This window comes from Pseudomonas sp. HMSC063H08, from assembly GCF_001813645.1.
Lineage (GTDB): Bacteria > Pseudomonadota > Gammaproteobacteria > Pseudomonadales > Pseudomonadaceae > Pseudomonas > Pseudomonas aeruginosa.
The window spans coordinates 21,987-41,648 of record NZ_KV813494.1 but is presented as its reverse complement, the minus strand read 5'-3'; the positions used below and the strand labels follow the sequence as shown (position 1 = coordinate 41,648).

Below are 19,662 nucleotides of genomic sequence, written 5' to 3'. Positions count from 1 at the left end.
TCAGGCCGGGGTCAGGCACTCCGGCCCGTCGGTTTCAGGCTTGTTGACGAAGCCGGCCAGGGCCACGCTGCGCAGGTTCGGCTGGGGCTTGGCGAGCAGGCTTATCAGCGCCGGCAGCGGCGTGTCCGGAGCCAGCCAGGTATCCTGCTCGGCCTCGTCGAGCAGCAGCGGCCGGCGGAACTCGGCGGCCGCCTGGGATACCTGGGCCACGCTGAGCCAGGTCTGTCCCTGCACCGGATAGGCCTCCCAGATGCCGGCGAAGAACAACAGGCGCTCGCCGGTGGAAACCCAGTACGGACGCTTGCGCACCCCGCGCCATTCATAGAAGCCGTTGGCCGGCAGCAGGCAGCGGCGCTGCTGGAACGCCTCGCGGAACATCGGTTGCTCGGCGAGGGTTTCCGCCCGCGCGTGGCTGGGCGTACGCGACAGGTCGGTGAGCCAGGCCGGGGTCAGCCCCCAGCGCGCCAGGTCGGCGCGGCGCGCACCGGCGTCCTCGCGAACCATCAGCACCTGGTTCGCCGGAGAAATGTTCCAGTGCGCCCGCCAATCCGCCGGAAAGCCCGGCAGGGCCGCCAGCGACGGATTCCAGCGGAACAGGGCGTAACGACCACTCATGCTTGGCACTGCCTGGTGAGGGAAAGCCGCACAGTGTAACCCGAAGCGCCACACTGGCCTTGCCGAACGCAAGCTGAATGAAACCCAATCTTAACTTGACGCGCCTATCCTCCAGGCTTATGGTGCCGCCCGCATTCTGTAACCCACACAGGAGTCCTGCATTGGACAACAGCCCTAGTCGATTGCGACAGGTCCATCCGGCGAGCTAGTCCAGCAGAACCCTCTGCCACTGCCTCGCCGAACATGGCGGACAGTGGCGATCCGCATCCCGTCCGGGATGACGCATCCCCATTTTCCCTTCGTGTCCCTTCCCTCGCGCCAACGCGCAGCGGGAAGCCGCGGTCCTGCGCAATCCATCGTCCTTTATCCGCGCGGACCGACGGCCCGCGCCAGCTCCGGCCGTCGGCCGGCAACGAGGTGAAACATGGATTGGAAAGTATTTCTCCTGCGCGTCGCGGTCGCGCTGGTCCTGGGCGCCCTGATCGGCGCCGAACGCCAGCTGCGCCAACGCCTCACCGGCCTGCGCACCAATGCGCTGGTCAGTACTGGCGCCTGCCTGTTCGTGCTGATGACCCAGGGCGTGCCCGGCCTGGCCGGCGACGCTTCGCGGATCGCCGCCTACGTGGTCTCCGGGATCGGCTTCCTCGGCGGCGGCGTGATCATGCGCGACGGCCTCAATGTGCGCGGCCTGAACACCGCAGCCACCCTCTGGTGCACCGCCGCCATCGGCGTGCTGTGCAGCATGGGCCTGCTGCTGGAGGCCACGCTCGGCAGCCTGGTGGTGCTCTGCGCCAACATCCTGTTGCGCGACATCGCCCAACGCCTGAACCGCCAGGACGTGTTGCCGGCCAGCGAGGCCGAGCAACGCTACGAAGTGCAGATCGTCTGCCGCGCCGAGGACGAGATCCAGGTACGCAGCCTGATGCTGCACAGCCTCGGCAGCAGCGACCTGCGCCTGCAATCGCTGCACAGCGAGGATCTGGACAACCCGGCCAAGCTGGAAGTCCGCGCCGAACTGCTCGGCACTCCCGAGGCTCCGGCGCAGCTGGAACGCCTGGTCAGCCGGGTCAGCCTGGAGAAGGGCGTCAGCTCGGTGCGCTGGCAGGTCTTCGAACTGGCGGCCGACTGAGCGGCGGCCGCCTCAACACAACAGGCTGCCGGGGCCGCAGGGCTCCGGCGGCTCCTCGGCCAGCGGGGCGGCGGCGTTGTAGGCGAGGATCAGCTCCCGCGCCCGCTCCGTCTGCTCGTCCGCCACCAACAACGCCAGCAGTCCGCCAGGCGGCAGTTCGCCGATGGCGCCGACCAGGTGGCGGCCGCTGACATGGGCGGCGATCCCTTCGCTGGCGAGCATTCCCACCAGCATCTCGGCCTCCAGCAGGTCGGCCGGCTCATATACGCGCTGCATCAGTCATCCTCCCGGCGGACGTTCAGTGACCAGTCCTGCCCATCGGTGCGCAGGTCGAACAGGATCGGCCGGCAGCACACCGGGCAGTCCTCGTAGTACTGCTGGTCGCCGGCGCTCAGGTCGAGCAGCGCCTCGGCCGGTTCCCCGCAGTAAGGGCAGCTATAGGCCTGGCTTTCGAGCATCGCTGCACCCCCTATGAGTTCCGTTTATAATCGCGCGGTTCAATTTTCGGCCACCCCCTGGGCGGCCTTCGCAGCATCCATATGGAACCAGAAAGCATGATGGGCGAGTTCGAAGCCATCCGACCCTACAGTGACGCCGAAGTCCCCGCGGTATTGCAACGCCTCCTGAGCGACGACGCCTTCCTCGGCGCCCTGGTCCGCTACCGCTTCCCGCGCCTGGCCGGTCCCCTCGGTTGGCTGCTCAAACCTCTTATAGCCCATCGCCTGGCCCGCGAGGTCACCGGCATCCGCAGCGTCGCCACGCTACAGGACAAGTTCGAGCCCTACGTCGACCACACCATCGAGAAGGCCACCGATGGCGTCACCTACTCCGGGGTCAATCGCCTCAAGCCAGGCTGCGCCTACCTGTTCATCGCCAACCACCGCGATATCGTGATGGACCCGGCCTTCGTCAACTACGCCGTGTACCACGCCGGCCTGCCGACCCCGCGCATCGCCATCGGCGACAACCTGCTGCAGAAATCCTTCGTCAGCGACCTGATGCGCCTGAACAAAAGCTTCATCGTGCACCGTTCGCTGAGCGGCCGGCGCGAGAAGCTCGCCGCCTACCAGACGCTCTCCGCCTACATCAACCACTCGATCCGCGAGGACCGCCAGTCGGTGTGGATCGCCCAGGCCGAAGGGCGGGCCAAGGACGGCGATGACCGTACCGACTCGGCGATCCTCAAGATGTTCCACATGAGCCGCAAGGACGAACCCTTCGCCGAAATGGTGCGCGCCCTGCATTTCATCCCGGTGTCGATCAGCTACGAATACGACCCCTGCGACCTGGCCAAGGCCCGCGAGTTGCACACCCGCGCCAGCACCGGCGAATACCGCAAGGCGCCGGGCGAGGACGATGCCAGCATCGCCCTGGGCATCACCGGCTACAAGGGCCGCGTGCACATCAACTTCGGCGCCGAACTGGAGGGCGAGTTCAGCGACGCCAAGCAGTTGGCCGCCGAACTGGACCGGCAGATCCTCGGCAACTACCGTCTGTTCCCGGTGCACTACCTGGCCTACGAGATGAGCGAGAACCGCGACCCGGACCTCGCCGTCCCCACGGCCGAGAGCCTGTTCGGCAGCGAAGAACTGGAGAAGGCGCGCAAGGAATGGAACCGCCGCCTGGAGCAATGCCCGGCCGAGCAACGCCCCTGGCTGGTGCTGCAATACGCCAACCCGGTACTCAACCAATACCGGATCAAGCAGCAATCCTGAAGACGAAAGCCCGGCGCCGCCGGGCTTCTCCATCGGGCAACGGCTTCGAACCCGCAGACGGTTATCCGCGTGCGGTTCGGCTCGCCGAGGCAGGCCCTCTCAGAACCGCGTGCTGGCCCAGCTGACCAGCAGCGCCAGGCCCAGGCAGGCGGCGCCGAATCGGTAGAAGAACAGGTTGATCCGCAGGGTCGCCTCGTCCATCGGCAATGCCTCCTCCCCCGCCTCGCCCTCCGCGGCCCAGCGCGCCAGGGCGCGACGCTCGCGTGCGCGGGTGGCCAGCAGCAGCCAGGCGCCGGCGACACCGAAGAACAGCGCAAGGCCGTTCACGGCCTGCGCGGGATGGGCGAGGAACAGCGCCCACAAGGCTTGCAAGGACATCGATAACCTCCGCAACAGGACAACACGCCGGGGCTACCGAGTAACGCCTTGGGTGAGCTGATGACAGGACGGACCGTCGGGGACGGCGGGGAAGGACTGGTCGAATTCTATCCAGAATGCATGAGCGACGGCCAGCGACGACCGGGTTGTCGCGACGAAGCGCAGCGGTTAGCAGCAATCCGTCTAAAAAAGGCGCGGCCTCGCCAGCGTGACCAGCTAGTCTGAAAGTGCTTTGCCGGTCACAGAACCCCACCCAGGCAAACGACAACACAGGAGAGTCGTCATGCTGGAAACCGCACCCCACGAACATAACTATCTGATCGACCACCTGGACGAGATCGAGGCCGTGATCGTCGATCTTTCCTTCAATGTCCAGGACGACCGCTGGCTGGTGTACTGCACCGCCTGCGGCCATGAACACCTCGACCTGCCTGAGACCGACGAACGCATCAGCATCGGCGAGCCGGACCCGTTCCACCAGGCCGCCTGAGTTTCCCGAGCGCATGAAAAAGCCCGGCATCCGCCGGGCTTTCTCGTTACCGCCGGCTCATTGCTGGCCGAGGGTCTGAGCGATGGTCGGGTCCTTGAATACGCGGCTCAGGGCGTCGCTGAGCACCTCGCTGACCAGCTTGCTGTTGGTCGCCTGGTTCGGCGCCATACCGAAGCGCTGGTTCAGCGAGGCGCCGTAGCGACCGGTGTAACGCCGGCTGCTGTTCTGCACGTCGGCGCGGAAGGTCGCGGTGATGTCGGCCTGGGTGACGTAGACGCCGTCCTTCGGCGACTGGTACTTCAGCTCGGCCAGGGTCAGGGTCAGTTGCGGCGCGTTGTAGGCGTTGGCCGAAGGCGTGTAGCCGAGCAGGCGCACGGCCGTCTCGGCCTGGGCCTGGAGCTTGGGCACCACGTCCTCGCTACGGACGGTCAGGGTGCTGGTATCGGCGTAGAGGCCGCCGCGGGTGCCCAGGGACGGGCCGGGACGGCCATCGACCACCTTGACCACCACCGGCTGGCCATGGCCGACGGCGGTCAACGGTCCTTTAAGGATCGGTTGCGGGTCCAGTTGTTGCGGGCTCAGGGCGCAGCCGCCGAGAACCAGGGCGCTTGCGGTCATCAGGCTGAGCAACAGGCGATGCAGCATGCTCATCTCTCCATGGGTTGGGCACGAATGGCCGGCAGTATAACGGCGCCGCGAAGGCACCGCAGCATTGCCTTGGACGTTCGCCACGGGGCGCGGTTCCTCGCCTGTGGCAGGTGGCGCAGGGCACGCATGCCCGGCGTTTGGCAGATACGGCGCGGCGGATTGTCCCAGGGGGCTTTCGCCGGCGGGCACTTCGTGACCGGGAATGGGAAAAAAGTCTAAGGAGCGGGGTATTTTTTGATTTTCACCGTTATAATCGCCCCCCGATTATAAGGACGCCTCCTGATCGGGTTCCGGCCCCCGCGCCATCCCCCCACAGAGAGCCGCCAGTAGAGCGCTGCCCCATGAGGCAGACGCCCTGAAACGCCTGTAGCGAGTTTTTCGGCAAGGAATGCCGCATGACCCCGCACGATTCTGCGAAGGCATGCCCGCGACAGACGAGCCCTTCCGGCCCATGTCTCCAAAAGAGCGTGGATCGAAGGTATTTCACTACTTCACGAGAGTGTGGCGAGCAATGAAGAGTTTTGCGTCGGTAAGTGCGCCATTAGCGCTTGAAACAGCCCCCCGCAGACGCGACCGCAGCGGATACCTCATGACCAGAGCCTGACGGCCCGTTCCGTCGCGAATGTGCTTGCACGACCGGATGCCCGCATGGGCCAGCCAGGCTGCCAGATCGCCAGCCCCGCGCCCGGCATCCATAGGCGATGACGCCCGGCGTCCCGCCGTTGTTGCGAAGAATCGGACATGACGGCTCCCTCCGCCGCTGCCTGCCGGCCCGTACCGGCCTCGGCCCTGCCCCGTCTGTCGTCAATTTGGTGCTGAAGATTTTGGAGAAGCGTTAATGGCGCAAAACGATCACGAAACAGTCGACATGCTGCTGGTAGGCGCCGGCATCATGAGCGCGACCCTGGCGGTCCTGCTCAAGGAACTCGACCCCAACCTGAAGATGGAAGTCGTCGAACTCCAGGAGTCCGGCGCGATCGAAAGCTCCAACCCGTGGAACAACGCGGGCACCGGCCACGCCGGCCTGTGCGAGCTGAACTACACCCCGCAGTCGGCCGACGGCAGCATCGACATCAAGAAAGCCGTGGGCATCAACACCATGTTCGAGGTGTCGAAGCAGTTCTGGTCGCACCTGGTCGCCAAGGGCACCTTCGGCTCGCCGAAGACCTTCATCAACCCGGTACCGCACCTGAGCTTCGTGCGCGGTAGTGAAGGCATCGCCTACCTGAAGAAGCGCTTCGAATCGCTGACCAAGCACCACGCTTTCGAGACCATGGTCTACTCCGAGGACAAGGCCACCCTCGCCGAGTGGATGCCGCTGATGATGCCGGGTCGTCCGGCCGACGAAGCGATCGCCGCGACCCGCGTCGAGGGCGGTACCGACGTCAACTTCGGCGCCCTGACCAACCAGCTCCTGCAACACCTGGCGCAACAGCCGGGCGCGCAGATCCGCTACAACCAGAAGGTCACCCACCTGCGCCGCGCCGATAACGGCTGGCGGGTCACCGTCAAGGACACCCGCAACGGCGGCGACCGCGAGATCCAGGCACGCTTCGTCTTCCTCGGCGCCGGCGGCGGCGCCCTGCCGCTCCTGCAACTTTCCGGCATCCCGGAAGGCAAGGGCTTCGGTGGTTTCCCGGTGAGCGGCCAGTGGCTGCGCTGCGACAACCCGGAAATCGTCAAGCAGCACCAGGCCAAGGTCTACAGCCAGGCCGAGGTCGGCTCGCCGCCGATGTCCGTGCCGCACCTGGACACCCGCGTGGTGGACGGCAAGAAATCCCTGCTGTTCGGCCCCTATGCCGGTTTCTCCACCAAGTTCCTGCGCCATGGCTCGTTCCTCGACCTGCCGCTGTCGGTACGCCCGGGCAACATCCTGCCGATGCTCTCGGTGGCCCGCGACAACATGGACCTGACCCGCTACCTGATCGGCCAGGTCATGCAGTCGCCGGAACAGCGCCTGGAAGCCCTGCGCAAGTTCTACCCCGAAGCCAGGGCCGAGGACTGGCGCCTGGAAGTCGCCGGCCAGCGCGTGCAGATCATCAAGAAAGATCCGAAGAAAGGCGGCATCCTGCAGTTCGGCACCGAGCTGGTGGCCGCCCACGACGGCTCCATCGCCGCCCTGCTGGGCGCCTCGCCGGGCGCCTCGGTGACCGTCTCGATCATGCTCGGCCTGATCGAGCGCTGCTTCCCGGAGCAGGCCCGCTCGCCGGAGTGGAGCGCCAAGCTGAAGGAAATCTTCCCGGCTCGCGAGAAAGAGCTGGAAAGCGACGCCGAGCTGTACCGCAGCGTCAGCAGCCGTTGCAGCGAGGTGCTGGAACTGACCGCGAAGAACGACGTGCAGGCCCCGGTCAACGCCGAGTGAGCCGCGCTACGGAACAAGCCGCCTTCGGGCGGCTTTTTCATTTGTGGAGTCAGGCGCCGGCCTCGCAATTGATCATCCAGGACACCCCGAAACGGTCCACCAGGGTACCGAAACAGGGCGACCAGAAGGTCTTGCCCAACTCCAGCTCGACCCGCCCGCCGTCCTCCAGCAAGGCGTCATAGCAGCGCCGCGCCTGCTGCGGGTCGCGGGTATTCAGCGAAAGGGAAATCCCGGAGATCGGCTGCAACGCCGGCCCGTGCCCGTCCGAGGCCATGATCTGGCTGTCGCCGATCTGCAGGTTGGCGTGCATCACCTTGTCGCACCAGCCTTCCGGCACCACCACCGGACCGGGCGCCTCGTCGAAACGGAACAGGAAACTCACCCTGGCACCGATGGCGTGTTCATAGAAACGCAGGGCCTCTTCGCAACGGCCGTTGAAGCAGACGTAGGGCTGGACGTACATGGGAACCTCGGCAGGCTGTTTTTCCTGTGAGTGTAGAAAAGCAGCAGCCTCTCGCAGAGCGAATAAAGCAGTCCTGGCCATTCGCCCCCCCTTGTCTCCCTGGCGCTCCGCAATGCGAGAAGGCCCGTATGCCTATCGTCCCTTGCCACCGCCAGCCGTCATTCGGGTGCTGGCGTTCGCCGACGGGTGGGATTCTTCGGCGGGCCGCGCAACGAAAAAGCCCGCCGAAGGGCGGGCTTTTCACCGCATGGCCGGCTCAGGCGCCCTTGGCCGCCTGCAGCGCTTCGATGTAGGGCGCGGCCTGGCGCTGGTCGGCGACCAGGGCGACGAAGTCGTTGCCCTTGGCGTCGCGCGCATCGAGATCGTAGCCGGCCTCGCGGAAGAAGGTGAGGAAGCGCTCAAAGTCGTCGATGCGCAGGCCGCGATAGGCCTTGATCAGCTTGTGCAGCGAGGGGGGCGTGTCGTCGGCCGGCTCGACGCCGAGGAACAGCTTGATCGACTCGTCACTGATCTCTTCGCCAATGATCTGTTTCTTGTCTTTGCGCATCGCTTTCTCTCAACGGCTCTGGGGCCGGGCTCGCCCGGCGCGGGATAAGGCCAGGCAGTTTACTCCCGGCGCGCGGCGAGGCTCAACGCGCGCGTACCGCGCCGGTGTGCAGGTCGGCCCAGACATGGCCGTTGGGATAGGCGAGGAACTGGCAATAGACCGTCTGGTTGCGCAGCAGGTCGAGCAACGCCGGGTACTGCGCCAGCGGGTAGTTGAGCGTGAGGGTGCGGGTCCCGGCATCGTAGACCGGCTTCTTCAGGCTCTTGCCTTCGCTGTCGAACTGGATCAGCACCTGGGCCAGGGTCGCGCCCTTGCTCAGCGGCTTGCCCTTCAGGCGCAGCAGGGTCGGCGTGGTGATCGGGATCGGCTGCTGGTTGGACTGCCGCTGGTTGCCCAGCACCACGCTGTACTCGGTGATCTGGATCAGTTGCTGCTGCTCCGGCGCCTCCTGGCGCAACTGGCCGTCGTCGGGCGGCAGGAAGCGCGCGTGCATCGGGGGATTCTCGGCGGCCAGGCCGGCCAGACTGACGAACAGGAGCAGGGAGCCGCACAGGCTACGGGCGAACATCGGGACCTCCGGACAGGGCGAGCCGGCACTCTAGCATGGCTGCCGACCCGCCGCCGAAGCGCTCAGGCGAACTGGGCGCGCATCCAGTCCCGGTAGGCCGGCGCATCGGCGCTGCCTTCGGCAGGCGCCCAACTGGCGAACTCGCCTTCGCCGAGCGGGCGGTAAGGCCCGGCCTTGCATTCGAACAGGATGCTGTCCGGCTCCAGCACCACCAGGGCATGGAACACCCCGGGCGGCAGGTCGACACCGGGGCAGTCCCCAGCGGCGCTCAACTCGCGCTTGTCGAGGAGTTCCCCGTCCTCGGCGAAGACCAGCAGGCCGAGACGGCCCTTGAGCACGATCAGCGCCTCGGCCTTGCCCGCATCCAGGTGCCGGTGCGGCGGGATGTAGGTATTCGGCTGGAGGCCCACTGCCATGCGGTGGCAGGGCTCCTCCATGCGGTGGAAGTTGTGATGCTGGCGACCACGCGGCGCGTTACCCGCCCCGCTCGCCAGTTCGGCGAACAATTGCTGGTCGAGGTAGCGCGGTCCGGCCATCTCAGAGCCCCTTGACCGCGAAGATGCCCGCGGCGTTGCGCCAGTAGCCCTTGTAGTCCATGCCGTAGCCGAACACGTAGCGGTCGGCGCAGTAGAGGCCGGTGAAGCTGGCCTTGAGGTCGGGCCGGGCCTTGCGCTCGTGTTCCTTGTCCACCAGTACGGCGGTGTGCACCGCGCGTGCGCCGGCATGCTTGCAGAAGTCGATGATCGCCGAGAGGGTGTGCCCTTCGTCGAGGATGTCGTCGATGATCAGCACGTCACGGTCGATGAAGGAGATTTCCGGCTTGGCCTTCCAGAACAGTTCGCCGCCGGAGGTCTCGTTGCGGTAACGGGTCGCATGCAGGTAGGACAGTTCGAGGGGGAAGTCGAGCAGCGGGAGCAGCTTGCCGGAGAAGATCAGGCCGCCGTTCATCACGCAGAAGACCACCGGGTTGGTCTCGCCGAGATCGCGGTTGATCGCCTCGGCGACGCGACCGATGGCTGCCTCGACCTCGTCGTTGTTGAACAGGCAGTCGGCTTCCGCCATGACTTGGCGGATGTGCGCGAGATCGACGGACATGGTGCTTCTCCCTGGCTGGGCTGAGAAAAAGTCGGCAAAGGTACTCATCCGGTCGCCATCGGGCAACCCCCGGCGGTCGAGTGCGAATCAGAATAATGGTCCAGACTGTGCGGAATGCATTACGCTAGCGCAATTTTTTTGCCCGCCCCCGTTGGAGACAGTCGCCCATGCCCGTACATGAGATCCGCCACCCCCTCATCCGCCACAAACTGGGCCTGATGCGCCGTGCCGATATCAGCACCAAGAACTTCCGCGAACTGGCCCAGGAAGTCGGCGCCCTGCTGACCTACGAGGCGACCAAGGACCTGCCCCTGGAACAGTACGAAATCCCCGGATGGGCCGGCCCGGTGACGGTGGAGAAGATCTCCGGGAAGAAGATCACCGTGGTCCCGATCCTGCGCGCCGGCATCGGCATGCTCGACGGCGTGCTCAGCCTGATTCCCGGCGCCAAGGTCAGCGCGGTCGGCGTCGCCCGCAACGAAGAGACCCTGGAAGCACGCACCTACCTGGAAAAACTGGCGCCGGACATCGCCGAGCGCCGCTCGCTGATCATCGACCCGATGCTCGCCACCGGTGGCTCGATGGTCGCCACCATCGACCTGCTGAAGAAGGCCGGCAGCAAGGAAATCCGCGCCATGGTGCTGGTCGCCGCCCCCGAGGGCATCGAGGCGGTACGCAAGGCCCACCCGGACGTGATCATCTATACCGCCTCGATCGACGAGAAGCTCGACGAGAACGGCTACATCATTCCGGGCCTGGGCGACGCCGGCGACAAGATCTTCGGTACCAAGCAGAAGGAAGCCTGAACATGGGCGATGCCTTCCAGGAGCCGCTCTGGCGCCAGGTGCTGTCAGGCGCGCAGATGCTGTTCGTCGCCTTCGGCGCGCTGGTGCTGATGCCGCTGATCACCGGTCTGGATCCCAACGTCGCGCTGTTCACCGCCGGCCTCGGGACCCTGCTGTTCCAATTGGTGACCGGGCGCCAGGTACCGGTGTTCCTCGCCTCCAGCTTCGCCTTCATCACCCCGATCATCCTCGCCAAGGGCCAGTTCGGCCTGGCCGCGACCATGGGCGGGGTAGTCGCCGCCGGCTTCGTCTACACCTTCATGGGCCTGGCGGTGAAGATCAAGGGCACCGGCTTCATCGATAAACTGCTGCCGCCGGTGGTGATCGGCCCGGTGATCATCTCGATCGGCCTGGCGATGGCGCCGATCGCGGCGAACATGGCGATGGGCAAGGCCGGCGACGGCAGCGAGTTGCTGCCGTACCGCACCGCGATGATGATCTCGATGCCGGCGCTGCTCACCACCCTGGTGGTGGCGGTATTCGGCAAGGGTATCTTCCGCCTGGTGCCGATCATCGCCGGCGTGCTGGTCGGCTTCGCCCTGTCGTTCGTCTTCGGCGTGGTCGACACCGCCGCAATCGTCGCCGCACCCTGGCTGGAGCTGCCGAAATTCACCGCGCCGGAATTCAACTGGCAGGCGATCCTGTTCATCGTCCCGGTGGCCCTGGCCCCGGCCATCGAGCATATCGGCGGGGTCATCGCGGTGGGCGGCGTCACCGGCCAGGACTACCTGAAGAAGCCCGGCCTGCACCGCACCCTCCTCGGCGACGGCCTGGCCACCTCGGCCGCCGGCCTGTTCGGCGGACCGCCCAACACCACCTACGCGGAAGTCACCGGCGCAGTGATGCTGACCAAGAACTACAACCCGAAGATCATGACCTGGGCGGCGGTGATCGCCATCACCCTGGCCTTCGTCGGCAAGTTCGGCGCGATCCTGCAAAGCATCCCGGTACCGGTGATGGGCGGCATCCTCTGCCTGCTGTTCGGCACCATCGCCTCGGTCGGCATGAACACCCTGATCCGGCACAAGGTCGATCTCTCGGAAGCGCGCAACCTGGTGATCGTCTCGGTGACCCTGGTGTTCGGCATCGGCGGCGTGCTGATCGGCAGCGGTACCGGTCCCGACGACATCGGCCTGAAGGGCATCGCCCTGTGCGCCATCGTCGCCATCGTCCTCAACCTGCTGCTGCCGGGCAACGACGGCTGGCAGAACAAGGCGCTCGACGAACAGCACAAGGATTCGCACTGAAACCAACGGGCGGAACACTTCGCTGTTCCGTCCGTATTCCACCCGCCTCGTTATTTTCAAATCATGTAGTCAATCGCTTACTACTTTGTAATTAAACTTCCTTGCATTTCCCAAATAACCACGCCATCTGACTAGCAGAGATTTACTCGCGCTGCTATATAGCCAGTCAAACATGACTGGCTAGCCGCTCTGCGCCGCACCCGGCGCGTCGTCAGCCATGAACTTCGAGTTTGGCGGATATATAAGGCCGATCATTTAAAGTCGTGGGAACTTTATTTATCCGCCAACGTCCTTCTGCGCCACCGACATTCATTATCGACAGGAAGTTAGAGATGAATAAACGCACTCCGGCAGTCTTGTTGTTCTGTGCCTGCGCCAGCCTGCTGGGCACCGCCCAGGCCGCCGGTACGCTAATCGGCCAGGTCGGAGTGCAGATGGTCATCGGTGCCGGCTGCACCATCATCAACGGCAGCGTCAGCGGCGGTATCAACCAGTGGGGAACCCTGGACTTCGGCAGCCATTCCGACCTCACCAACGTGGTCGACGCGCAGACCGTCGGCACCAGCGGCAATATCCAGATCCAGTGCAGCACCGGCCTGACCCCGAGCCTGACGGTGAACGCAGGCCTGCACGCCAGCGGCGGCCAGCGCTACATGCAGAACACCACCACCACCACCAGCACCATCGCCTACAACATCTATTCGGACGCCGCGCGCAGCGCGCTGATCCAGGCCAACACACCGGTGGACATCTCCTCGGTCTCCACCGGCACCGCGGTCAACATCCCCCTCTATGGCCGCGTGGTGCCCACCGGACAAAGCACACCCACGCCGACGGCGGGGACCTACACCGACACCCTGCTGGTCACCATCGCCTGGTAAGACGCGCCGCCAGGCGCGGCGCCGGGCAGCATGGTCCTGGGGGGACCGATGAGCCTGAACCGCTACTTCACCGGAGGACTGCTCTGCCTGCTCGGCTGCAACCCGGCAAACGCGCAGACCGCCACCATCGTCCTGAGCGCCACGCTGCTCCCGGCCTGCGAGGCAGGTAGCGTCGGCAGCGGCGGCGCGATCACCTTCGGCACCCTCGACTTCGGCCAGTACGCCTCCCTGAACAACGCCATCAGCGCCACCAGCCAGCAAGGCGCAGGCTCCATCCGGGTCAAGTGCGTCAGCGGCCAGACCTATGCGATCACGCTCGACGGCGGGCTCTACGGCAGCGTCGCCACGCGGCGCATGGCGAACATCGCCAACACCGCCCTCACCCTGACCTACAACCTGTACAGCGACCGCCCCGGCGGCATCGTCTGGGACAACACCACCGGCGTTGCCGCCACCGGCAACGGCAACGACCAGTGGTACCCCATCTACGGCCTGGTGCCGGCACAGACCACGCCGGTCGCCGGGACCTACCGCGACACCGTCAACGTGACCATCAGCTGGTGATGCCGATGTCCAGCCGGCATCTACTCCTGTCGCTTCTCCTGCTCCCGCTGCCGAGCCTGGTCGCGCATGCCGATCCATCGCCGATCAGCCGCGCCTTCCAGGTCCAGGCGGTGGTCGCCAACGGCTGCGCCTTCGGCACCGCCATCAGCAACAACGCCTATGACCTCGGCACCCTGAGCTTCGGCACCCTCGGCAACCTGGCCAGTCCGGTTAACGTCGCCAGCAGCTCCGGGGCCGGCTCCATCGTCCTGACCTGCACTCCGGGAATGACCGTCTCCGTCGCCCTCGACTACGGGGTCAATGGCGGCAGCAGCAGCCAGCGCTACCTGAAGCGGGTGAGCGGTAACGAGACCCTCGCCTACCAGCTCTACCAGGATGCCGCCTACTCCCAGGTCTGGGGCAACGGGGCACTCGCGCGGACCATCGCCAACTTTCCCGCCAGCACCCAGACCTACACGGTATACGCGCGCCTGTTCGCGGTCGGCAGCCTGCCGTCCGCCGGCAACTACCGCGATACCGTCACCGTCACCCTTTCGTTCTGAGCCGTCATGGAGGATCACATGCCCAGTCCACACCTACCTCTCCGCCCCGGCCGCTGGCTTGCGGCGCTGCTGGCGCTGTTCCTGGGCGGCCCGGCACAAGCCGCCAGTGCGGTGCTGATCTGGCCGATCAACCCGGCCATCGAAGCCGACCAACCGGCCACGGCGCTGTGGCTGGAGAATCGCGGCAAGCAACCGGTGACCCTGCAGGTGCGCGTGCTCGGCTGGTCCCAGGCGGATTTCCAGGACGTCTATCGCAACCAGCAGGCAGTGATTCCCAGCCCGCCCTTCGTCAAGGTCGAGCCGGGCCGCCGGCAACTGGTCCGGCTGATCCGCCAGGGCGGCCAGCCCAGCACGCCGGAGGACGCCTACCGGGTGCTGATCGACGAAGTGCCCGACGGCAGCGCGGGGCAGACGCAACGAAGCCCCGGTCTCGCCCTGCAGTTCCAGATGCGCTATTCGGTACCGCTGTTCGTCAGCGCCGACGGCGTCTGGACCCAGCCCCGCAGCGATGTCGAGCGCGACCCGGCCGACGCGACCCGGCCGAAGCTGGCCTGGCGGCTGGTCGAGGAACAGGGCAAGCGTTACCTGCAGGTGCGCAACGAGGGTAGCGTGCACGCCCGCCTCAGCCATGTCCGCTGGGAGGGCAACGGCCGCAGCCTGGCGCTGCTGGACGGCCTGCTCGGCTACGTGCTGCCCGGCCGGCAGATGCGCTGGCCGCTGCCGCCGGGGCTGCTGCCGGACGCCGGCATGACCCTGAAACTGCAACTGGCGGACAACGACGCGCCGATCAGCGTTCCCGGGTACTGAGGCGGACGTCGGTCCCGTGCCTCGCCCGTGTCAGCGGCGCTCTCGCCACCACCGCTCGCTACTGATCGGCCTGGCGCTGCTCTCCCCTGTCCATGCGGCGGACTACCTGGCCGGACTGCCGCCGCCGCAACCCGCTCCGTCCGGCGGCGGCAACGTCCTCTACTACCTGGAACTGGTGATCAACGGCCGCGACAGCGGCCAGGTGGTGCCGGTCAACGCCGCCGATGGCCATTACCTGCTCGACGCCGCGGCCCTGCGCGAAGCCGGCGTGCGCCTGCCTGGCAACCCCGCCGGACAGGTCGCGGTGGACGCCCTGCCCGAGGTCCGGGCGGACTATGACAGCGCCAGCCAGCAACTGCACCTGCAAGTGCCGCCGGACTGGCTGCCGGAGCAGCGCTTCGACGATCCCGGACTGGTCGCCCGCGCCCCGGCGCGCAGCAGCCTCGGCGCGCTGTTCAACTACGACCTGTACTACTCGGACCCCGCCGACGGCGCCACGCCCTGGCTTTCCGCGCTGCTCGAGCAACGTCTGTTCGACGGCTTCGGGGTGATCTCCAACACCGGCGTCTACACCCGCTATTTCGGCGACGCCGACAACCTCGACAGCCGCTACCTGCGCTACGACACCTACTGGCTGTACAACGACGAACGCAACATGCACAGCTACCAACTGGGCGACTACGTCAACGGCGCGCTGAACTGGACCACCCCGGTACGCATGGGCGGCTTTCGCTTCGCCCGCAACTTCGGCGTACGTCCGGACCTGGTCACCTATCCGCTGCTGCGCTTCGACGGCCAGGCCGCCGTACCCAGCACCGTCGACCTGTTCATCAACGGCTACAAGGCCAGCAGCGCCGACCTGCAGCCCGGTCCCTTCGCCATCAGCAACGTGCCGTATATCAACGGAGCCGGCGAAGCCACGGTGGTGACCACCGACGCCCAGGGCCGACAAGTGGTGACCAGCCTGCCGTTCTACGTATCCAACACCCTGCTGGCGCGCGGCCTGAGCGATTTCGACCTGTCCGTCGGGCGCCTGCGCGACGACTACGGCCTGCGCAACTTTTCCTATGCCGACAACGCCGCCAGCGGCATCTACCGCTACGGCGTCAGCGACCGCCTGACCCTCTCCACCCACGCCGAGGCCGCCAGCGACCTGCGCCTGCTCGGCATCGGCGGCGACATCGCCGTGGCCACCTTCGGCACCCTCAGCCTGGCGGCCAGCGGCAGCGACGGCCAGGGCGACAGCGGCCAGCAATACCTGCTCGGCTACTCCTACTATTCGCGACGGCTCGGCCTCAGCCTGCAACACATCGAGCGCAGCGCCGGCTATGGCGACCTCGGCACCCTGGACGGCAAGTACCAGTTGAGCCGGCGCACCGACCAGGCTACCGCCAGCCTGACCTTCGACGAGCAGGGCACCATCGGTGCCGGCTACTTCGACATCCGCGCCCGCGACGGCAGCCGCACGCGCCTGGCCAACCTCTCCTACAGCCGCCCGATCGGCAGCCGTAGCAGCTTCTACCTGGCGCTGAACAAAGATCTCGACGGCGACGGCTACAGCGCGCTGATGCAACTGGTGATTCCCTTCGACATCAACGGCCTGCTGAACATCGGCGTCACCCGCGACAGCGACCGGCGCTACAGCGAGCGGGTGATCTGGAGCCGCTCCACGCCGAGCCAGGGCGGCCTCGGCTGGAACCTCGGCTATGGCGGCGGCGCCAGCCGCTACCAGCAGGCCGACCTGACCTGGCGCATGCAGAACGTGCAACTGCAGGGCGGCCTCTATGGCGAGACCGGCAACTACACGCGCTGGGCCGATCTCAGCGGCTCGCTGGTATGGATGGACAACGCCATGTTCGCCAGCAACCGGATCAACGACGCCTTCGTCCTGGTCAGCACCAAGGGTTATCCACAGGTGCCGATCCGCTACGAGAACCAACTGATGGGCAGCACCGACGACAACGGCCATCTGCTGGTGCCCTGGGTCGCGGCCTACTACCCGGCGAAGTTCCAGATCGAGCCGCTGGACCTTCCGGCCAACGTCAGCGCGCCCGAAGTCGAGCAGCGCGTGGCGGTACGCCAGGGCAGCGGCCTGCTGCTGGATTTCCCGATCCGTGCCGTGGTCGCCGCCAGCATCAGCCTGGTGGACGAGCGCGGCGAACCGCTGCCGCTGGGTAGCCGGGCCGAAGAAACCGGCAGCGGCCAGCGCGCCAGCGTCGGCTGGGACGGCCAGGTCTATTTCGAAGGATTGCAAAGCGACAACCAGCTACGCGTGGTCCGCCCCGACGGCCGGGCCTGCCAGGCACGCTTCCGCCTGGACACGCGCAAACCCACCGTCAGCCAGGTCGGCCCGCTGGCCTGCTCGGCCCCCATCGGAGATACGCCATGAGCCGCCACTCCACGTCCGCCTGCCTGCTCGGCTTCGCTACGCTCTGCGCCAGCCCGTTGCTGCTCGCCGCCTGCACCACCAGCTCCGGCACCGGCAATTTCGGCAGCCTGAGCTCGTTCACCGTGGCCAGCACCGCCCAGACCATCACCGGCACCACCGGCTTCAAGTGCACCGGCAGCCTGTTGTCGATCCTCAGCACCAACACCATCGACGCGACCATCGCCAGCACCGCCAATCCGCTGGGCACCACGCCGCGGCTGTACAACGCCGCCAGCGGCACCTACCTGCCCTACAGCATCTGCAAGGACAACGGTTGCGGCACCGTCTACAACGTCGGCTCGACGGTACGCTGGAGCAGCACCACCTTCCTCGGCATCCTCGGCCTGTTCAACGCCACCGACGGCAGCCTGCCGCTGTACCTGCGCACCGCCACCGGGGTGACCCTGCCGGCCGGCACCTATACCGATACCATCGGCCTGAACTGGGCCTGGTACCTGTGCGCGGCGGGCATCGGCCCAGTCTGCGTATACGACGACGGCACCGCCAGCAGCAGCGTCAACGTTACCCTGACGGTGCTCAAGGACTGCTTCATCGACAGCGCTCCGGACCTCAGCTTCGGCAGCGCCGCGCTGGTCTCGGCCTTCACCGCGGTGAACCAGAACATTGGCGTGCGCTGCACCCTGAACGCCACCTATACCATCGGCTTCGACAACGGCAACAACTTCAGCGGCGGCTGGCGGCGAATGCTCAGCGGCGCCAACGCGATCCAGTACAACCTCTACAAACCGGGCGACTCGACGGTCTGGACCACCAGCAACACCCAGGCAGGCACCGGTAGCGGCGCCGCGCAGAACGTGCCGTACCGGGCCATCGTCAACCCGGCACAGGGCAACGTCCCCGCCGGTACCTACAGCGATACCGTGCGGGTCATCCTCACCTACTGAGTCAGGCCGGCTGCCGGGACGCCTTCCAATCCTCGCCGCCCTCGCCTTCCCGTCGCAGGCTCCAGTCCTTCAGGTGCTCCAGGCTGGCGCGATAGGGCTTGAGGCCGATCCCCAGCAGGACCACCGCGCCGAGCACCGCGGCCAGGGTCACCAGCAGCAGCGCGTAGCGCAGCGCCATGTCGTCGGCGAAGACGAAATCGGTGACCAGCGCCACCGCCGTCGGGCCCACGCCGAGACCGAACAGGGTGACCACGAACAGGTAGATCGCCGAGGCCTGGCCGCGCATCGAGTTGGGCATGATCTCCTGGATCGCCGCCGGGGCCACGCCGAACGGCATGCTCAGGAAGAACACCGTCGGCGCCATCAGCGCCGCCGCCCAATTGGCGTTGTCCAGCAGCGGATAGACCAGGGTGAAGGGAATCACCGCCCAGGCGGCGAGCAGCCCGACGCGCATGTTCGCGTCGCTGCGCCCGCGCTTCGCCCAGTAGTCGGCCAGGCGCCCGCCGAAGACGATGCCGAGACAGCCGAACACCGCGACGATGCTGCCGTAGACCACCCCGACATGACCGGCGTCCCAGCCGTGGGTGCGGACGAAGAAGGTCGGCACCCAGGCGCCGCTGCCGTAGCCGGCGAAGGACAGGCAGGCGAAACCGAAGTTGTGGCAGAGCACGGTCTTGCGGTTGGCCCGCAGGTAGGCGCCGACCTCGCCCAGCGGCACCGCCACGCCTGCGCCGACTCCGCGCCGAGCCGGCTCGCGGATCGCCAGCAGCAACAGGCAGAAGAGCACGCCGGCGGCGCCGAGGATGAGGAAGATCAGTTGCCACGGGCGCACCTCGCCGAACAGCGGCAGGTGCACGTCGCCCTGGGCCGAGGCGAACTTGATCACCAGCCCGCCGAGCAGGAAGGCCAGCCCCGAGCCCAGGTAGATGCCCATCGAGTAGACGCTGATCGCCGTCGCCCGACGCTCGCGCGGGAAGCTGTCGGCGATCAGCGAATAGGCCGCTGGCGACAGCGCCGCCTCGCCGACCCCGACGCCGACCCGGAAGGTGAGGAATTGCCAATAGCTGCGCGCCAGACCGCAGGCCGCGGTCATCGCGCTCCACACCAGCACGCCGAACAGGATCAGACCGCGCCGGCTGCGGTTGTCGGCCATGCGTCCGAGCGGGATACCGCAAAGGGTGTAGAACAGGGCGAAGGACAAGCCCATCAGCAGGCTCATTTCCGTGTCGCTGATGGCCAGGTCGCGGCGGATCGGGCCGACCAGCAGGTTGAGGATCTGCCGGTCGATGAAGGACAGCACATAGGCGACCATGAGGATCGCCACCGTGGTCCAGGCCGCAAGGTTGGAGGGATAGCCGTTATTGTTGTTATGCATGCCGAACTCCTGGACGCCGCCGAAGCGGCGGATGCGAAGGGAGGGTCGACAGGCAGGA

The 19,662-nt window shown here is 66.5% G+C and carries 23 protein-coding genes; 12 read left to right on the top strand and 11 right to left on the bottom strand.

The annotated features are described in order from the left end of the window. Positions 1 to 615, bottom strand: a complete 615-nt coding sequence (locus HMPREF2924_RS21175) for an SOS response-associated peptidase (protein ID WP_003135081.1) — start codon at positions 613 to 615, stop codon at positions 1 to 3. 424 nt (positions 616 to 1,039) lie between these two features. Between HMPREF2924_RS21175 and HMPREF2924_RS21170 the strand changes: the two genes are divergently transcribed. Then, complete coding sequence (locus HMPREF2924_RS21170) at positions 1,040 to 1,744, top strand: MgtC/SapB family protein (protein WP_003094941.1); 705 nt, start codon at positions 1,040 to 1,042, stop codon at positions 1,742 to 1,744. Between the two features lie 12 nt (positions 1,745 to 1,756). Here HMPREF2924_RS21170 and HMPREF2924_RS21165 read toward each other — a convergent pair whose 3' ends face one another. Both HMPREF2924_RS21165 and HMPREF2924_RS21160 read right to left on the bottom strand, forming a co-directional pair. Beyond that, positions 1,757 to 2,020 (bottom strand): putative signal transducing protein, encoded by a 264-nt coding sequence (locus HMPREF2924_RS21165; RefSeq protein ID WP_003094943.1) that lies wholly within the window; start codon positions 2,018 to 2,020, stop codon positions 1,757 to 1,759. Next, on the bottom strand, positions 2,020 to 2,202 hold the full coding sequence (locus HMPREF2924_RS21160; RefSeq protein WP_003094945.1) for a CPXCG motif-containing cysteine-rich protein: 183 nt from the start codon (positions 2,200 to 2,202) through the stop codon (positions 2,020 to 2,022). Before HMPREF2924_RS21160 ends, HMPREF2924_RS21165 begins: the two co-directional genes overlap by 1 nt. 96 nt (positions 2,203 to 2,298) lie before the next feature. Here HMPREF2924_RS21160 and HMPREF2924_RS21155 point away from each other — a divergent pair, with 96 nt between their 5' ends. Beyond that, positions 2,299 to 3,459 (top strand): 1-acyl-sn-glycerol-3-phosphate acyltransferase, encoded by a 1,161-nt coding sequence (locus HMPREF2924_RS21155; protein ID WP_003135083.1) that lies wholly within the window; start codon positions 2,299 to 2,301, stop codon positions 3,457 to 3,459. A 99-nt stretch (positions 3,460 to 3,558) separates the two neighbouring features. On the opposite strand, the gene HMPREF2924_RS21150 is transcribed toward HMPREF2924_RS21155, so the two are convergent. After that, a complete protein-coding gene (locus tag HMPREF2924_RS21150) occupies positions 3,559 to 3,837 on the bottom strand; it encodes a hypothetical protein (protein ID WP_003094948.1) in 279 nt (92 codons plus the stop codon). 283 nt (positions 3,838 to 4,120) lie between these two features. Here HMPREF2924_RS21150 and HMPREF2924_RS36795 point away from each other — a divergent pair, with 283 nt between their 5' ends. After that, positions 4,121 to 4,327 (top strand): hypothetical protein, encoded by a 207-nt coding sequence (locus tag HMPREF2924_RS36795; protein ID WP_003094951.1) that lies wholly within the window; start codon positions 4,121 to 4,123, stop codon positions 4,325 to 4,327. Positions 4,328 to 4,384: 57 nt separating this feature from the next. Here the strand turns inward: HMPREF2924_RS36795 and HMPREF2924_RS21140 are convergent, their stop codons facing one another. Further along, the gene (locus HMPREF2924_RS21140; RefSeq protein WP_003135085.1) at positions 4,385 to 4,972 is read right to left on the bottom strand and encodes a YajG family lipoprotein; all 588 of its coding nucleotides are present in this window, start codon (positions 4,970 to 4,972) and stop codon (positions 4,385 to 4,387) included. Between the two features lie 841 nt (positions 4,973 to 5,813). Between HMPREF2924_RS21140 and mqo the strand changes: the two genes are divergently transcribed. Further along, positions 5,814 to 7,337, top strand: a complete 1,524-nt coding sequence (gene mqo / locus HMPREF2924_RS21135) for a malate dehydrogenase (quinone) (RefSeq protein WP_003099345.1) — start codon at positions 5,814 to 5,816, stop codon at positions 7,335 to 7,337. A 49-nt stretch (positions 7,338 to 7,386) separates the two neighbouring features. On the opposite strand, the gene HMPREF2924_RS21130 is transcribed toward mqo, so the two are convergent. The 5 genes from HMPREF2924_RS21130 to HMPREF2924_RS21110 all read right to left on the bottom strand — a co-directional run bounded on the left by HMPREF2924_RS21130 (position 7,387) and on the right by HMPREF2924_RS21110 (position 10,010). Next, on the bottom strand, positions 7,387 to 7,800 hold the full coding sequence (locus tag HMPREF2924_RS21130) for a VOC family protein (RefSeq protein WP_003094957.1): 414 nt from the start codon (positions 7,798 to 7,800) through the stop codon (positions 7,387 to 7,389). Positions 7,801 to 8,056: 256 nt separating this feature from the next. Next, the gene (locus HMPREF2924_RS21125) at positions 8,057 to 8,347 is read right to left on the bottom strand and encodes a PA4642 family protein (RefSeq protein ID WP_003094960.1); all 291 of its coding nucleotides are present in this window, start codon (positions 8,345 to 8,347) and stop codon (positions 8,057 to 8,059) included. Positions 8,348 to 8,429: 82 nt separating this feature from the next. Then, a complete protein-coding gene (locus HMPREF2924_RS21120; protein ID WP_003094962.1) occupies positions 8,430 to 8,915 on the bottom strand; it encodes a hypothetical protein in 486 nt (161 codons plus the stop codon). Between the two features lie 62 nt (positions 8,916 to 8,977). Beyond that, positions 8,978 to 9,451, bottom strand: coding sequence for a WbuC family cupin fold metalloprotein (locus HMPREF2924_RS21115; protein ID WP_003094965.1), 474 nt, complete (start codon positions 9,449 to 9,451; stop codon positions 8,978 to 8,980). Between the two features lies 1 nt (position 9,452). Continuing rightward, positions 9,453 to 10,010, bottom strand: a complete 558-nt coding sequence (locus tag HMPREF2924_RS21110) for a hypoxanthine-guanine phosphoribosyltransferase (protein WP_003094967.1) — start codon at positions 10,008 to 10,010, stop codon at positions 9,453 to 9,455. 167 nt (positions 10,011 to 10,177) lie between these two features. On the opposite strand from HMPREF2924_RS21110, the gene upp reads away from it, so the two are divergent. The 8 genes from upp (at position 10,178) to HMPREF2924_RS21070 (ending at position 18,229) form a co-directional block, all read left to right on the top strand. Further along, positions 10,178 to 10,816: a uracil phosphoribosyltransferase gene (gene upp, locus HMPREF2924_RS21105; RefSeq protein WP_003094968.1), complete on the top strand. Its 639-nt coding sequence runs from the start codon at positions 10,178 to 10,180 to the stop codon at positions 10,814 to 10,816. Between the two features lie 2 nt (positions 10,817 to 10,818). After that, the gene (locus HMPREF2924_RS21100) at positions 10,819 to 12,102 is read left to right on the top strand and encodes a uracil-xanthine permease family protein (RefSeq protein WP_003094970.1); all 1,284 of its coding nucleotides are present in this window, start codon (positions 10,819 to 10,821) and stop codon (positions 12,100 to 12,102) included. 332 nt (positions 12,103 to 12,434) lie between these two features. Continuing rightward, on the top strand, positions 12,435 to 12,983 hold the full coding sequence (locus HMPREF2924_RS21095; protein ID WP_003135087.1) for a Csu type fimbrial protein: 549 nt from the start codon (positions 12,435 to 12,437) through the stop codon (positions 12,981 to 12,983). A 30-nt stretch (positions 12,984 to 13,013) separates the two neighbouring features. After that, positions 13,014 to 13,547 carry a Csu type fimbrial protein gene (locus HMPREF2924_RS21090; protein WP_003135089.1) on the top strand — a complete coding sequence of 178 codons (534 nt, stop codon included), beginning with the start codon at positions 13,014 to 13,016 and terminating at the stop codon, positions 13,545 to 13,547. After that, positions 13,547 to 14,089: a Csu type fimbrial protein gene (locus tag HMPREF2924_RS21085; RefSeq protein ID WP_003125348.1), complete on the top strand. Its 543-nt coding sequence runs from the start codon at positions 13,547 to 13,549 to the stop codon at positions 14,087 to 14,089. Before HMPREF2924_RS21090 ends, HMPREF2924_RS21085 begins: the two co-directional genes overlap by 1 nt. 18 nt (positions 14,090 to 14,107) lie before the next feature. Further along, a complete protein-coding gene (locus HMPREF2924_RS21080; protein WP_003099335.1) occupies positions 14,108 to 14,896 on the top strand; it encodes a fimbrial biogenesis chaperone in 789 nt (262 codons plus the stop codon). Between the two features lie 16 nt (positions 14,897 to 14,912). Next, positions 14,913 to 17,285, top strand: coding sequence for a fimbria/pilus outer membrane usher protein (locus HMPREF2924_RS21075; protein WP_023124830.1), 2,373 nt, complete (start codon positions 14,913 to 14,915; stop codon positions 17,283 to 17,285). Next, positions 17,282 to 18,229 carry a Csu type fimbrial protein gene (locus HMPREF2924_RS21070; protein ID WP_003135106.1) on the top strand — a complete coding sequence of 316 codons (948 nt, stop codon included), beginning with the start codon at positions 17,282 to 17,284 and terminating at the stop codon, positions 18,227 to 18,229. Before HMPREF2924_RS21075 ends, HMPREF2924_RS21070 begins: the two co-directional genes overlap by 4 nt. Position 18,230: 1 nt before the next feature. Here HMPREF2924_RS21070 and HMPREF2924_RS21065 read toward each other — a convergent pair whose 3' ends face one another. Then, positions 18,231 to 19,604, bottom strand: a complete 1,374-nt coding sequence (locus HMPREF2924_RS21065) for a spinster family MFS transporter (RefSeq protein WP_003135108.1) — start codon at positions 19,602 to 19,604, stop codon at positions 18,231 to 18,233. Positions 19,605 to 19,662: the final 58 nt, after the last annotated feature.

Excerpts from the sequence above, each read along its gene's own strand:
- HMPREF2924_RS21175 (WP_003135081.1), bottom strand. The coding sequence starts at position 615 with ATGAGTGGTCGTTACGCCCTGTTCCGCTGGAATCCGTCGCTGGCGGCC.
- HMPREF2924_RS21170 (WP_003094941.1), top strand. The coding sequence starts at position 1,040 with ATGGATTGGAAAGTATTTCTCCTGCGCGTCGCGGTCGCGCTGGTCCTG.
- HMPREF2924_RS21165 (WP_003094943.1), bottom strand. The coding sequence starts at position 2,020 with ATGCAGCGCGTATATGAGCCGGCCGACCTGCTGGAGGCCGAGATGCTG.
- HMPREF2924_RS21160 (WP_003094945.1), bottom strand. The coding sequence starts at position 2,202 with ATGCTCGAAAGCCAGGCCTATAGCTGCCCTTACTGCGGGGAACCGGCC.
- HMPREF2924_RS21155 (WP_003135083.1), top strand. The coding sequence starts at position 2,299 with ATGATGGGCGAGTTCGAAGCCATCCGACCCTACAGTGACGCCGAAGTC.
- HMPREF2924_RS21150 (WP_003094948.1), bottom strand. The coding sequence starts at position 3,837 with ATGTCCTTGCAAGCCTTGTGGGCGCTGTTCCTCGCCCATCCCGCGCAG.
- HMPREF2924_RS36795 (WP_003094951.1), top strand. The coding sequence starts at position 4,121 with ATGCTGGAAACCGCACCCCACGAACATAACTATCTGATCGACCACCTG.
- HMPREF2924_RS21140 (WP_003135085.1), bottom strand. The coding sequence starts at position 4,972 with ATGCTGCATCGCCTGTTGCTCAGCCTGATGACCGCAAGCGCCCTGGTT.
- mqo (WP_003099345.1), top strand. The coding sequence starts at position 5,814 with ATGGCGCAAAACGATCACGAAACAGTCGACATGCTGCTGGTAGGCGCC.
- HMPREF2924_RS21130 (WP_003094957.1), bottom strand. The coding sequence starts at position 7,800 with ATGTACGTCCAGCCCTACGTCTGCTTCAACGGCCGTTGCGAAGAGGCC.
- HMPREF2924_RS21125 (WP_003094960.1), bottom strand. The coding sequence starts at position 8,347 with ATGCGCAAAGACAAGAAACAGATCATTGGCGAAGAGATCAGTGACGAG.
- HMPREF2924_RS21120 (WP_003094962.1), bottom strand. The coding sequence starts at position 8,915 with ATGTTCGCCCGTAGCCTGTGCGGCTCCCTGCTCCTGTTCGTCAGTCTG.
- HMPREF2924_RS21115 (WP_003094965.1), bottom strand. The coding sequence starts at position 9,451 with ATGGCCGGACCGCGCTACCTCGACCAGCAATTGTTCGCCGAACTGGCG.
- HMPREF2924_RS21110 (WP_003094967.1), bottom strand. The coding sequence starts at position 10,010 with ATGTCCGTCGATCTCGCGCACATCCGCCAAGTCATGGCGGAAGCCGAC.
- upp (WP_003094968.1), top strand. The coding sequence starts at position 10,178 with ATGCCCGTACATGAGATCCGCCACCCCCTCATCCGCCACAAACTGGGC.
- HMPREF2924_RS21100 (WP_003094970.1), top strand. The coding sequence starts at position 10,819 with ATGGGCGATGCCTTCCAGGAGCCGCTCTGGCGCCAGGTGCTGTCAGGC.
- HMPREF2924_RS21095 (WP_003135087.1), top strand. The coding sequence starts at position 12,435 with ATGAATAAACGCACTCCGGCAGTCTTGTTGTTCTGTGCCTGCGCCAGC.
- HMPREF2924_RS21090 (WP_003135089.1), top strand. The coding sequence starts at position 13,014 with ATGGTCCTGGGGGGACCGATGAGCCTGAACCGCTACTTCACCGGAGGA.
- HMPREF2924_RS21085 (WP_003125348.1), top strand. The coding sequence starts at position 13,547 with ATGCCGATGTCCAGCCGGCATCTACTCCTGTCGCTTCTCCTGCTCCCG.
- HMPREF2924_RS21080 (WP_003099335.1), top strand. The coding sequence starts at position 14,108 with ATGCCCAGTCCACACCTACCTCTCCGCCCCGGCCGCTGGCTTGCGGCG.
- HMPREF2924_RS21070 (WP_003135106.1), top strand. The coding sequence starts at position 17,282 with ATGAGCCGCCACTCCACGTCCGCCTGCCTGCTCGGCTTCGCTACGCTC.
- HMPREF2924_RS21065 (WP_003135108.1), bottom strand. The coding sequence starts at position 19,604 with ATGCATAACAACAATAACGGCTATCCCTCCAACCTTGCGGCCTGGACC.